This window comes from Rhodococcoides navarretei (genome assembly GCF_038069675.1).
Classification (GTDB): domain Bacteria; phylum Actinomycetota; class Actinomycetes; order Mycobacteriales; family Mycobacteriaceae; genus Rhodococcoides; species Rhodococcoides navarretei.
On record NZ_JBBPCN010000001.1, the window covers coordinates 3,312,845 to 3,324,821 of the forward strand.

General features: G+C 67.0%; 13 protein-coding genes. 7 read left to right on the top strand and 6 right to left on the bottom strand.

Going from position 1 to position 11,977, the window contains the following annotated elements:
* Nucleotides 1–12: 12 nt before the first annotated feature.
* The 3 genes from AABD04_RS15580 to AABD04_RS15590 form a co-directional block, all read right to left on the bottom strand.
* Nucleotides 13–1,176: a M20 family metallopeptidase gene (locus AABD04_RS15580; RefSeq protein WP_243594850.1), complete on the bottom strand. Its 1,164-nt coding sequence runs from the start codon at nt 1,174–1,176 to the stop codon at nt 13–15.
* Nucleotides 1,173–2,336 carry a M20 family metallopeptidase gene (locus tag AABD04_RS15585; RefSeq protein WP_243608450.1) on the bottom strand — a complete coding sequence of 388 codons (1,164 nt, stop codon included), beginning with the start codon at nt 2,334–2,336 and terminating at the stop codon, nt 1,173–1,175. The genes AABD04_RS15580 and AABD04_RS15585 overlap by 4 nt, the downstream gene beginning before the upstream one ends.
* Nucleotides 2,337–2,447: 111 nt before the next feature.
* A complete protein-coding gene (locus AABD04_RS15590; protein WP_341441709.1) occupies nt 2,448–3,152 on the bottom strand; it encodes an enoyl-CoA hydratase/isomerase family protein in 705 nt (234 codons plus the stop codon).
* Between AABD04_RS15590 and AABD04_RS15595 the strand changes: the two genes are divergently transcribed.
* Both AABD04_RS15595 and AABD04_RS15600 read left to right on the top strand, forming a co-directional pair.
* A complete protein-coding gene (locus AABD04_RS15595) occupies nt 3,151–4,053 on the top strand; it encodes a purine-nucleoside phosphorylase (protein ID WP_423228158.1) in 903 nt (300 codons plus the stop codon). The genes AABD04_RS15590 and AABD04_RS15595 overlap by 2 nt on opposite strands.
* Nucleotides 4,050–5,651, top strand: coding sequence for a phospho-sugar mutase (locus AABD04_RS15600; protein WP_341441711.1), 1,602 nt, complete (start codon nt 4,050–4,052; stop codon nt 5,649–5,651). The genes AABD04_RS15595 and AABD04_RS15600 overlap by 4 nt, the downstream gene beginning before the upstream one ends.
* A 14-nt stretch (nt 5,652–5,665) precedes the next feature.
* Here AABD04_RS15600 and AABD04_RS15605 read toward each other — a convergent pair whose 3' ends face one another.
* Together AABD04_RS15605 and upp are read right to left on the bottom strand one after the other, a co-directional pair.
* Nucleotides 5,666–6,514, bottom strand: coding sequence for a DUF2797 domain-containing protein (locus AABD04_RS15605; RefSeq protein WP_341441712.1), 849 nt, complete (start codon nt 6,512–6,514; stop codon nt 5,666–5,668).
* 80 nt (nt 6,515–6,594) lie between these two features.
* The gene (gene upp / locus AABD04_RS15610) at nt 6,595–7,218 is read right to left on the bottom strand and encodes a uracil phosphoribosyltransferase (RefSeq protein WP_341441713.1); all 624 of its coding nucleotides are present in this window, start codon (nt 7,216–7,218) and stop codon (nt 6,595–6,597) included.
* 134 nt (nt 7,219–7,352) lie between these two features.
* On the opposite strand from upp, the gene AABD04_RS15615 reads away from it, so the two are divergent.
* From AABD04_RS15615 to AABD04_RS15635, 5 genes are read left to right on the top strand one after another with little or no spacing between them, the layout of a single operon-like run.
* The gene (locus AABD04_RS15615; RefSeq protein WP_341441714.1) at nt 7,353–7,685 is read left to right on the top strand and encodes a type VII secretion target; all 333 of its coding nucleotides are present in this window, start codon (nt 7,353–7,355) and stop codon (nt 7,683–7,685) included.
* A 6-nt stretch (nt 7,686–7,691) separates the two neighbouring features.
* Complete coding sequence (locus AABD04_RS15620; RefSeq protein ID WP_341441715.1) at nt 7,692–8,816, top strand: C40 family peptidase; 1,125 nt, start codon at nt 7,692–7,694, stop codon at nt 8,814–8,816.
* Between the two features lie 11 nt (nt 8,817–8,827).
* On the top strand, nt 8,828–9,166 hold the full coding sequence (locus tag AABD04_RS15625; protein WP_341441716.1) for a hypothetical protein: 339 nt from the start codon (nt 8,828–8,830) through the stop codon (nt 9,164–9,166).
* Complete coding sequence (locus tag AABD04_RS15630; protein WP_341441717.1) at nt 9,163–9,477, top strand: YbaB/EbfC family nucleoid-associated protein; 315 nt, start codon at nt 9,163–9,165, stop codon at nt 9,475–9,477. Before AABD04_RS15625 ends, AABD04_RS15630 begins: the two co-directional genes overlap by 4 nt.
* Nucleotides 9,478–9,492: 15 nt before the next feature.
* A complete protein-coding gene (locus AABD04_RS15635) occupies nt 9,493–10,770 on the top strand; it encodes a primosomal protein (RefSeq protein ID WP_341441718.1) in 1,278 nt (425 codons plus the stop codon).
* Nucleotides 10,771–10,791: 21 nt separating this feature from the next.
* Here the strand turns inward: AABD04_RS15635 and AABD04_RS15640 are convergent, their stop codons facing one another.
* Nucleotides 10,792–11,916, bottom strand: coding sequence for an adenosine deaminase (locus AABD04_RS15640; protein ID WP_341441719.1), 1,125 nt, complete (start codon nt 11,914–11,916; stop codon nt 10,792–10,794).
* Between the last annotated feature and the right edge of the window lie 61 nt (nt 11,917–11,977).

Here is an 11,977-nt window from a genome sequence, read left to right on the forward strand (position 1 = left end):
CGTCCCCTGCCTCTAGTTCGGATCCAGCGCGATGCCGGTCATCACCTTCACGCCCACCGCCAGTGCTCGTTCGTCGAGATCGAAGGTGGGTTGGTGGATGTCGAGTTGCGGGCCGGTGCCCGGCCACACGCCCAACCGAGCCATCGCACCCGGCACTCGTTCGAGGTACCACGAGAAATCCTCGCCGCCGCCGGACTGGGCGGTATCGGCCAGCGCGTCGGGTCCGACCCTGCCGATCGCCTTCTCGAACGTGTGCGTGGACGCCGGATCGTTGACCACCGGAGGCACGCCGCGACGGTAGTGCAGCTCGAAGCGGACACCGGTCGGTGCGAGCAATCCGGTGACGATCTCTCGGACCAGCGGTTCGAGCAATGCCCAAGTCTCGTGGTCGCCGGTGCGGACGGTGCCGGTCAGCATGCCGGTCTGCGGTATGGCGTTGGGGGCCTGGCCCGCGACCACCGCTCCCCACACCATGACCGTGCTGGTCCGCGGGTCGACACGCCTGCTCAACATTCCGGGTAGGCCGGTGATGACGGTGCCCAATGCATAGATGAGATCGGTGGTCAGGTGCGGCCGAGACGTGTGTCCGCCGGGTGAATCGAGGCGCAGCTCGACGGTGTCGGCAGCAGAGGTGATCGCGCCGAGGCGCACGCCGACCTGCCCCACTTCGAGCCGCGGATCACAGTGCAGCGCAAAGATCTTGGTGACGCCGTCGAGCGCTCCCGCGGCCACCGCGTCGAGGGCACCGCCCGGCATGACCTCCTCGGCGGGCTGAAAGATCAGGCGTACCCCGTGCTGCAGGTCCGGCAGCGACGCCAGCGCCAGCCCGGTCGCGAGCAGCACCGTGGTGTGTGCGTCGTGCCCACAGGCGTGAGACACCCCCGGCACGGTCGACGAGTACTCCGCGCCGGTGTTCTCCTGCAGCGGCAGGGCGTCCATGTCCGCCCGCAACGCGACCCGGGGACCGTCGGGTCCGATGTCGCAGATCAAGCCTGTTCCGCCGGGAAGCGGCTTGGGCGACAGACCTGCTGCTTCGAGATGCTCCATCACGAACGCGGTGGTACCGAATTCGCGTCGAGCAAGTTCCGGATTGGCGTGAATGTGTCGACGCCACAGCGACAGATCTGCCGTGTGCGCGTGAATCCACCGATCGATCGCGTCTTCGCGGATACTCACGACTGCGCCGCCGAGCGGGCGATCACGCCGTCGAGCAGGCGGGCGCGAGTACCGGGGTCGGCTGCGGCACGCGCGGCGGTTCTGGCGAGACCGAGAGCGCCGTCGAGCAAGGCTCGATCGGCCGACTCGGTGACACACGCGGCGGCGAACTCCGGCTGATGCGTCACCGCCCCTCCTGCATCGAGTCCGACGACGGGATGAATACCGGGTAGAACATTCGTCACGTTTCCCATGTCTGTGCTGCCCAACGGGCGAAATCCTTCCAAATCCGGAGCCAGGGGCGATCGGCCCAACGCTTCGATCTCCTGCCGAAAAGCCGCGACCAGCCACGAATCCGGCGTCAACGCCGCATAGGTGGGCGACACCGTACGGATCTCGTGTGTGCACCCGGTGGCGATCGCTCCCGCCTCGAAACACGCGTACGTCTTGGCCGTCAGAGCGTGGAGCGATTCGGTGGTGTTCGCGCGCAGGTAGTAGAGCAACTCGGCGTGGCCGGGCACGATGTTCGGTGCCACACCCCCGTCACTGACGATGCCGTGCAACTGCTGACCCGGCGAGAGGTGCTGACGCAGGAGCCCGAGTGCCACCTGACTGATGGTCACCGCATCGCCTGCGTTGATTCCCCACTCGGGAGCTGCCGACGCGTGCGCGGCCCGGCCGGTGAACTTCACGGCGATGTCCGCCAGCGCCAACGAGGTTGCGCCCACGATGTCGAAGGGGCCGGGATGGACCATCAACGCCGCGCCGACGCCGTCGAACACCCCACGCTCGAGCATCAACACCTTGCCGCCGCCGGTCTCCTCGGCCGGGGTACCGAGCACACGCACGGTGATGCCGAGAGCGTCGGCGACCGGAGCGAGCGCGAGCGCAGCACCCACGGCCGAGGCCGCGATGATGTTGTGCCCACACGCATGCCCGATCTCGGGCAGGGCGTCGTACTCCGCACAGATCCCGATCACCAGATCGCCGCTGCCGACCGACGCGGTGAACGCGGTGTCCATACCTGCGACGGCCGTCTCGACCTCGAAATCGTGGGCTCGGAGCGTGTCGAGGATCTTGGCGACGCTGCGATGTTCGGCGAACGCGAGCTCCGGTTCCGCGTGAATCGAGTGCGAGAGCGCGACCACTTCGTCGGTGGCGGCGGCCAGGGCGCGGTCCATCACCTCGCCCACGTCGGCACTGTTCGATTCGTCGATCACGAGAGACAGTGTGTCACTAGCGCGGCCGACTGTCGGAACAGCTGTGCCGAGTCGCGGGCGAAGACGGTCCTGCTACTTCCCGAAGCTGAAGTTGCTGTCGTCGGTCGCGGTGTTCAGCGCGGCGAGCAGATCCACGTGGATACGACTCTTGATCCCGGCCAGGTTCGCACCTCGGGTGCTCGTCAACGCTGCCGCCTTCGCGACCGCGTCGGACACCAGCGACTCTTCCGATGCCGTCGCCTCCACGATTCCGGCGGACACGGCGTCGGCACCGCCGTAGCGGCGACCGGTCGTCATCGCCTCCACGGCGGTCTGCTTGGGAAGCCGGGAGTTGATCAGTGCCGACATTCCGACGGTGAACGGCATGTTCAGATTCACCTCGGGCAAGCAGTAGAAACCGCGATCGACGCGTTGGATGCGGAAGTCGTGGGAGGTGGCGAACATCGCGCCCGCACCGAATGCGTGGCCCTGCACAGCGGCGACGGTGGCCATCGGGAAAGCAAGCAACCGGGTGTAGAGCGTGTGGACTCGGTCGAGGTACCAGGTGATCTTGTCCAGGTTGGCGAACAGCCAATCGGTGTCGAGCCCGTTGCTGTAGAACTTGCCTGCCGACGTGGTGACCAGCGCCGCGGGGCCGGTCGAGGCCTCGACCTCGTCGAGCAACGCATGGACAGCGTCGATCCAGTCCGGGTGGAAACGGTTCTCGGGATTGTCCGAGCCGTTCTCGGCACCGAGGAACAGGATGTGGACGTCGCCGTCGCGTTCGAGATAAGGCATGCAGCGGATACTACCGAACAGTAACTTCCGCCGGTCGCACATCCACCGCGTCGATCTCCTACTGTTGTTCATCGTGGCAACCACCGACGCACATGAGACCGACCCCGTGACCGATCCCGAGGGGGCCGCGCGCACCGCCGCCGACGCTCTCGCTGCGGCGACCGGAGTCGACACCCATTCCGTAGCCATCGTCCTCGGCTCCGGCTGGCAGGCAGCAGCGGATGTCTTCGGCTCCCCCACCGCAACCGTGCGCATGGCCGACCTGCCCGGTTTCGCGCCGCCGTCGGCGTCGGGTCACTCCGGGACGATCACCTCGGTGGACGTCGGCGGTACCCACACGCTCTTGTTACAGGGCCGCACCCACGCCTACGAGGGCCACGACCTGCAACGCGTCGTGCATCCGGTGCGGACCGCTATCGCCGCAGGTGCCACGACCGTCGTGCTGACCAACGCTGCGGGCGGTATCCGAGACGGCATGAGCGTCGGACAGCCCGTGCTCATCTCGGACCATCTCAACCTCACTGCTCGTTCACCCCTGGTCGGGGCCGAGTTCGTCGACCTGGTCGACGCGTACTCCCCGGAACTTCGCGCGCTCGCGGCCGAGATCGATCCGTCGCTCGAGGACGGCGTCTATGCCGGCCTGCCCGGCCCCCACTACGAAACTCCCGCCGAGATCAGAATGCTGCGCACGCTCGGTGCGGACCTCGTGGGCATGTCGACGGTGCACGAGACGATTGCCGCTCGGGCGAAAGGCGCACGCGTCCTGGGCATCTCGCTGGTGACCAATCTCGCGGCCGGAATGACCGGAGAGCACCTGAACCACACCGAGGTACTCGCTGCAGGCAAGGAGTCCGCTGCCCGCATGGGAGCGTTGCTGCACGAGTTGGTCTCCCGCCTGTGACCGAGGAGCTCACCGAGCGGGTACGGGCTTGGATCGCAGGAGACCCCGACCCCGCTGCTCGCGAGGAACTCGACGGCCTGCCCGATGCCGAACTCGCCGACCGGTTCAGCGGTCCCCTGACATTCGGCACCGCAGGTCTACGTGGCCCGGTGCGCGCGGGACCGAACGGGATGAACGTGGCGGTGGTGACGAAGACCTCGGCCGGCATCGCGGCGTGGTTGATCGAGAACGGTCTGGGTGGTTCCACGGTCGTGGTCGGTCGCGACGCCAGGAACGGCTCCGAACAGTTCGCATTCGCGGCCGCCGAAACCTTCTCCGCCCAGGGCTTTTCCGTGGTGATGCTGCCTCGGCCGCTCCCTACACCCGTCGTCGCCTTCGCGGTGCGGGCACTCGATGCCGAGCTCGGCGTGCAGATCACCGCGTCGCACAATCCCGCTGCGGACAACGGGTACAAGGTGTATCTCCGCGGCGGCTCGCAATTGATTCCGCCGAGCGACGCCCAGATAGAAGCACTCATCGAGGCCACTCCCGACGCGATCGAGGTTCCGCGGGCGATCGTGCAGCCGGGCGGCTCCGACATCGCTGCGCGATATCTCGATTCCGTTGTCGCACTGCCACGTTCGACGGTTCGGGACATCCGCATCGCGCTGACTCCCCTGCACGGCGTCGGCGGTGAACTCGCGATGGCTGCGCTGCGTGGCGCGGGGTTCCGCGACATCCGGGTGGTCGAAGAACAGTTCGAGCCCGATCCCACATTCCCGACCGTGACGTTCCCCAACCCGGAGGAGCCAGGGGCTGCCGATGCGGTACTCGAACTGGCGGCCGAGATCGAGGCCGACATCGCGATTGCCCTCGACCCTGACGCCGATCGTTGTGCCGTCGGCGTGCCGACGGACAGCGGCTGGCGCATGCTGACCGGCGACGAAACCGGGGCCCTGCTGGCGAATCATCTCCTCGCCGATGCTCCCGCCGGTTCACTGGTGGCCAACACCATCGTCTCGTCGCAACTGCTCTCCGCGCTCGCCCCGGCGCGCGGTGCCCGCTACGCCCGCACTCTGACCGGATTCAAGTGGCTCGTCCGTGCGGGCGAGGGCCTCGTCTACGCCTACGAGGAGGCCATCGGGCACTGCGTCGATCCGAATGTGGTGCGCGACAAGGACGGTATCTCGGCCGCGGTGGTGCTTGCGGATCTGGCCGCCGAATTGAAGCAGGATCGTCGCACCCTGCTCGACGTGCTCGACGACCTCGCGGTCGAGTTCGGCGTACATCTCGGTGCGCAGGTGTCGCGGAGGGTGCAGGATCTCGCCGAGATCGGGACCATGATGCATCGGTTGCGCAACGCCCCGCCGTCGGAACTGGCCGGACGAGCTGTCAGCGTGCTGGACTACGCTCAGCGCGACGACGAACTACGCACCGACGCAGTCGAGATCAGCGGATCAGGGCTGCGGATGATCGTGCGGCCGTCCGGCACCGAACCCAAACTCAAGGCCTACCTCGAAGTGATCGAGCAGGTCGACGGCCCCGAAGACCTGCCGAGAGCGCGGACGGCAGCAGGCGAGATCCTCGCCGAACTGACGGACTTCGCCCAGCACCTCTAGGCGTCGACGAGCCTTCAGAACAGCGCCGACTGCACCGCAGGCAAATCGGACGTGAAGGCCCCGAGTTCGATGCGTCGACCCTTGAGTGCCGCCAGATCCGCGACGTACGTCTCGCCGTCGACGGTCGCGATCACCGCCTGCCCGACGCACGTCCTGATCTCGAGTCCGTGGGAACCCGTTGCGACATCCGCGGGGTAGGCGACGCGACTGATGTTCTCGCTCAACGCTTCCCGGCCTGCGGGCGGGGCCCAGCGTTCGTCGATCGGGGTGCAGCCTGCAATCCCTGCCTCGGTCAGCATCTCGCGGACCTGCTCGGCCCGGGCAGCGGTGGCGGCCTCGAGCCTGTCCACGTCGATCGGCAGACACAGCGAGGCAGCTTTCGCCGTGGACCGCACCGCCTGCCGTAGCCCCATCGATTCGGTCACGAGATCCTCGGCCACCCGGACGGCTTTTCCGTCGTCGGCGTGGGCGACGTACCGCGCACAGATGGCACCCTGCTCGGCGAGCCGGCCCCATTTACGCGTGTCCGCTGCCGTCCCGATCTTGAAGGTGCCGTTGGCAAACGCCGCCAGATACAGCCAATGTGGTTGCATGACATGCTTTTTCAGATCCCGCGAGACGAACCCGCTGCGATGCACGGTGTGCACGAACCGAAAGCTGTCCTTGTCGGCGCACGTCGCGCACTGCCCCGACACAACGGCTCGCTCCTGGCCTGGGCACGGTACGTAGCGCGGCGGGCCGTCGGCCCGAAAAGCCATGCGCCCGGTGCAGTACCGATCGGTCGCCGCACCCGGTGCATGGAAGCCGAGCCTGCGGCCGACCAGTTCGTGGAACTCGATCTGCTCGGTCTCGACGTCGAGCACCCGCAGCCTCGGGCGCGGTTCAGGCGACGCCTCCGAGGGCCAGGAGACCCCCAGGACCAACCGGTCGGCGGTATCGGAGATCAGCGCGGGCCGAACTGACGATCGCCGGCGTCACCGAGGCCGGGAACGATGAAGGCGTTGTCGTTGAGGCCGTCGTCGATGCTCGCTGCCACCAGCCGCACCGGCAGACCCGAGGCTTCCAGCGCGGCAACACCTTCGGGAGCAGCAACGACACAGATGGCCGTGACGTCCGCCGCCCCGCGGCCGACGAGAAGCTCGATCGTATGAACCATCGATCCGCCGGTGGCCAGCATCGGGTCCAGGACGTAGACGGGTGTCTGCGACAGGTCGTCGGGTAGAGATTCCATGTACGGCACAGGCTGGTGGGTTTCCTCGTCGCGCGCCATCCCGACGAAACCGACGCGGGACTGCGGGATGAGACCACTGGCCTTCTCCACCATGCCGAGGCCTGCGCGCAGAACCGGGACCAGCAACGGCGGTCGGGCCAGCCGAGTGCCCTCGGTGACCGCGACGGGCGTACGCACCTCGAAGGTGTCGATCGCAGCATCGCGGGTGGCCTCGTAGACCAGCATGTGGGTGAGCTGCCGCAGAGCCGACCGGAACGTGGCATTGTCGCTGCGCTCGTCCCGCATCCTGGTGAGCAGGGCTGCGGCCAGTGGGTGATCGACCACGTGTGTTTCCATGCCGACAAGGATAGGACTTCGGGGGCAGGACGCGAACGGCAAGTCACGGGAACCGAATGGCGGGCACCCGCGTCGAACCAGTTGGGCGTCGCATTCGGCGGCCGTGAATCGATTGCATTCTCAGGGGGGCACCGATGGCCGAGCTCGTCGTCGAAACCGAGGGGGTCCTCGCATACGGTGCGGTGGCGTCGACCATGGCCGAGCAGATCGCCGCGGCGGGTGCTGCCGCGGCTGCGTGCGGCCCCGCTGTGCTGGCTCCGGTCTTCGGTTTGATCGGACAGGAGTTTCTCGGCGCAGTCACCGGCACCCATCTGGCGCACACCGATGCCGTGGTGCGCCTGGCCGGCGCTGTGGCGAGCATCGGTTCCACGGCCACCGCCTCCGCGGTGTCGTATGCCCTCACCGATGCCGGCACCGGCGCAACCGTTGCGGCTTCGGCCGCCGGTATCGCGCAGGACGCACGGTAAGCGCCGATGATAGATCTTCTGGCCCGTCCCATCGTCGATCTACTCGGAGCGTTCGGCAACGGCGCGCTCCCCACCGGCGGACCGGCCGACGTGCTGCGGGTGTCCTCGGCAGCGATCGAGGCGGCGCAGGGAATCGGCAGGGTCGCGGTCACGGAGCTCGCTGCCAACTGGAACGGTGAGGCCGCCGACGCGGCCATTCGCTACGCCGAGAACGCTCATACGAGCGCAATCGCCCTCGCCGACCACGCCGACGACATCGCTGCCGTCGTGGATCAGGCCTGCCGCGACACCCATCGAGGCTTCCTCGAACTGCAGGCGATCGTGCAGTCCTTCGTGGGAATCGCACTGTCGGCCGGGCCGATCATCGCCACCCCGCCGGGGCAGACGATGCTGATCACGGCAGCCATCGAGCACCTCGAACGAGCCCTCGTGGTGGTGGCCCGAGTTCGCGGCGAATTGGCCGTCCACACCGCGAAAGTCGGTGAACTGGCCGCTCCGCCGACAATTCCCGCCCCCGTGGGCGGCGGACCGACACCGTCCCCCGGCTCCCCCTCGAATCTCATGACCTCGCCCGCGACGGCACAGGTGATGGAGGCAAGCGAGAAGCTGGCGAAGACGTTCGCGCAATCTCTCTCGTCCCCTGCTGCCGGGACCGAATCGCCGAGCATCGGCGGTGCACAGAATTACCTGGGTAATCCGGGTGCCGACCCCGCCCGCTCCCCCGAGCACACCGGCCGGGGAGTCGACGTACGGCTACCCGACGGCAGTACCGTCACTGCACCCAACGCCGAGGCCGCGGGTGCCGTCCGCAGCGCCTTGACTCAGCAGGGTGTGCCGTACGCGTGGGGCGGCACCACGCCGGGCAGCGGGCTGGACTGCAGCGGATTGACCCAGTGGGCGTACGCCCAGCAGGGCGTCGAGATTCCGCGTCTGGCGCAGGAACAGGACATCGGCTCCGCCGTGGCACCGGGTGAGGTGATGCCCGGTGATCTCGCAGTCTGGGACGGACACGTGGCCATGGTCATCGGCAACGGTCAGCTCGTCGAGGCAGGCGATCCAGTACAGGTGGGACCGATCAGAACGACCAACAGCGGTATGGGCTTCAAGGGCTTCTACCGTCCGACCGAATGAAGGGCCGGCCGATGACGGACTCGGACACCACCGTCGTCAGCGCGGTATCGGGAACTCGATCGGGATCGGTGACGGTGCGCGCCACCGAACTCGGACTGCCGATCGGGATCGCGATCGACGAGCGCGAACTGCGATACGGCGGAGGCGCATTGGCATCGACGATTCTCCAGCAGTGCGTACGGGCGAGTGCGGCCGCACGAGCTCAACGCCGCGCGCTCCTGGCCGAGGACGGTGTTCCCGCCGAGGTTCTCGACCGCCTCGGCTTACCGACACGTGCCGCAGTGGCCGCCGAAGCGAACGAGAATCTCGCAGAGGACTCCGCACCCACGAGTTGGTTGAAGCAGGTATGACCCACAACCACACCACCGAACTCGACACTCTGGTCGGCAGCGCTCAGCACCGACTGGATGCGCTTCGCGAAACGCACGAGCGTCTGGACCGCATCAGAATTCGACGCACCTCGCCGGACAACCTGGTGACCGTCGTCGCCGATGGATCCGGTGCCATGGTCGAGCTCGAACTCGCCGAGAATCTCCGATCGGTTGCCGCCCACGCACTCGCTGCGACGATCACCGGAACGGCCGCGGAGGCCGCCGCCGCCGCACTCGACCAGCGCGAGGCGATCCTGCAAAGTCTGCAGGGTTCCTTCACAGACTCCTGAGATAAGCTTCGCGCCATGGCTGGAGACATCATCCCGATCGAACTCGGTCTCACCGCCGGTGACTTCTCCACATTGTGGGCACCGGAGTGGCGAGAAGGCGACGACGAGTGGGAGGCATTCCTCGGACACGAGGAAGACCTGTACGGATTCTCGACCGTCGCCGAGCTTGCGGCGTTCGTCAGGTCCGACGACGACAACGACCTGGTCGACCATCCGTCGTGGAGGGTGGTCTCCGCACTGGCGGCACACGAACTCGAGCCCGACGATCTACACCGCTTCGATCTGGTGGCGGTACCGGAGTTGGTGGCTTCCGACCCCGAAGCGGACGTTCTCGCCGAACTGCAGGCCACCTTCGACATCGTCTCCTCGATCGGAGATGTCTGCGAACTACGGCCCGTCACAAGCTTTTTCGGTTCCAACTCGTTCGTAGGCGCGGTCGGCGGAGGCGTCGAGAGCTTCCTCGGTCGCGAGGGCAGCGAGCTGTGGGACCGCATCGGAGCAGCGGTCGCCAAGCACTGGGACGACGTCCTCGACGCAGTCGATTCCATCGTCACCTCGCCCGCTGTCGACTCCGCTGCCGTTGCCGTCGCCGAAGCCGAGATCACCGCCGCGGCAGAGAACGCCGTCGACGCCGACGATGTCACCGACGACATCGACTCCGATTCCGACGACGACCCGGACGACGACGATTCGGACGACGCAGCCGAGGTGGACCGGGATCCGATCGCCGCGGCAGCTGCCGAGGAGACGTTCTGGACCACCGTCGGCATCGACCCGATTCGTATCATCACCTCGGACGACACGGTGTACACCCTGCGGTGCTACCTCGGTGACAAGCCGGTGTTCCTCGGCCGCGGTGGTGCCATCAGCGTGTTCGGTTCCGAGCGTTCGCTGGCCCGGTATCTGGCCGACGACCACGACCACGATCTGGCGCAGGTCAGCACGTACTCGGACGTTCAGACTGCCGCGATCGACGGTTCACTCGATATTCAGATCACCGACGACAACGTGTACGTGCTGCCCGGTCTGGCCGACGATCTCGCCGAGGGCCCCACTGCAGTGGACGTCGACCAATTGGACCTGGCTGTCGAATTGTTCACCGATGCAGCCGATTTCGTCGGTGACGATTCCGTGGACGAGGCGCTCGCCACGTCCACGCCGTTGGGTTGGTACGTCTCCTACACTCTCGAACCCAGTCCCGATCGGCTGGCTCCGAGCGCACCGTTCGACGTCGAGGCCGAGGCGTGGCGCGCCCTCGAGCGTGAGTTCGAGAGCCGATTACGCAAGAAGTAGCCGCCGGTCGGGTCCAGGCGGTCAGCCGATCAGTACTGCGTAACCCGGCTTGATGACGTCGTCGATGAGCGCCAGTCGCTCGTCGAACGGCAGGAACGCCGACTTCATCGCGTTGATGGTGAATCGCTCGAGATCGCTCCAGCCGTAGCCGAACGTCTCGACGAGCTTGGCCATCTCGCGACTCATCGAGGTGTCGCTCATCAACCGGTTGTCGGTGTTGACGGTGACCCGGAATCGTAGTCGGGCAAGCAGATCGAACGGGTGCGTGGCCAACGATTCGGCGGCGCCGGTCTGGACGTTGGAGCTCGGGCACAACTCCAGAGGCATCCTCGTGTCGCGGACGTAGGCGGCGAGCAGACCGAGTTCGTGTGCACCGGCGTCGTCAGTGGTGATGTCGTCGGTGATCCGAACCCCGTGACCGAGCCTGTCGGTGCCGCAGAACGCCACTGCTTCCTGGATCGACGGCAGACCGAACGCCTCTCCTGCGTGAATGGTGAAGTGCGCGTTGCTCGCTCGCATGTATTCGAAGGCGTCGAGGTGGCGGCTGGGAGGGAATCCCGCTTCGGCACCGGCAATGTCGAAGCCCACGACGCCGCGGTCACGGAATCGGACCGTCAGTTCGGCGATCTCCCGCGAACGCGCCGCATGCCGCATCGCGGTGAGCAGGGTGCCGATCGTGATGTTCTTGCCGCGAACCTTGGCCGCGGAGATTCCGGCCTCGAAACCGGCGAGCGTGTGGGTGACCACTTCGTCGAGGGTCAGGCCGCGTTCGAGATGCTGCTCCGGCGCGAAGCGCACCTCGGCGTACACGACGCCGTCGTCGGCCAGATCCTCGGCGCACTCACGTGCCACTCGGAACAGTCCTTCGGGAGTCTGCATCACGGCGACGGTGTGCGCGAACGTCTCGAGGTACCGCACGAGCGAACCGCTGTCCGCGGACTCGCGGAACCATTCACCCAGTGCCGCGCCGTCGGTGGCGGGAAGATCGCCGTAACCGCACTCGTCGGCCAGTTCCAGCACGGTCTGCGGGCGGAGCCCGCCGTCGAGATGATCGTGCAGCAACGCCTTCGGAGCTGTCCTGATCGACGCGAGATCGAGTGGCGCACTGCCACCGATCGAGGACTGAGTGTTCTCCGCGGTGCTCATGTGACGACGGTAGCGTGCGGCCCGCGCGCACGCGCGCCCGTCGTCGCTACTCGGCGAGTCC

Coding starts and splice junctions, on each gene's coding strand:
- AABD04_RS15620 (WP_341441715.1), top strand. CDS start 7,692: ATGATAGATCTTCTGGCCCGTCCCATCGTCGATCTACTCGGAGCGTTC.
- AABD04_RS15595 (WP_423228158.1), top strand. CDS start 3,151: ATGCAGCGGATACTACCGAACAGTAACTTCCGCCGGTCGCACATCCAC.
- AABD04_RS15625 (WP_341441716.1), top strand. CDS start 8,828: ATGACGGACTCGGACACCACCGTCGTCAGCGCGGTATCGGGAACTCGA.
- AABD04_RS15635 (WP_341441718.1), top strand. CDS start 9,493: ATGGCTGGAGACATCATCCCGATCGAACTCGGTCTCACCGCCGGTGAC.
- AABD04_RS15585 (WP_243608450.1), bottom strand. CDS start 2,336: ATGGACCGCGCCCTGGCCGCCGCCACCGACGAAGTGGTCGCGCTCTCG.
- AABD04_RS15590 (WP_341441709.1), bottom strand. CDS start 3,152: ATGCCTTATCTCGAACGCGACGGCGACGTCCACATCCTGTTCCTCGGT.
- AABD04_RS15615 (WP_341441714.1), top strand. CDS start 7,353: ATGGCCGAGCTCGTCGTCGAAACCGAGGGGGTCCTCGCATACGGTGCG.
- AABD04_RS15640 (WP_341441719.1), bottom strand. CDS start 11,916: ATGAGCACCGCGGAGAACACTCAGTCCTCGATCGGTGGCAGTGCGCCA.
- upp (WP_341441713.1), bottom strand. CDS start 7,218: ATGGAAACACACGTGGTCGATCACCCACTGGCCGCAGCCCTGCTCACC.
- AABD04_RS15630 (WP_341441717.1), top strand. CDS start 9,163: ATGACCCACAACCACACCACCGAACTCGACACTCTGGTCGGCAGCGCT.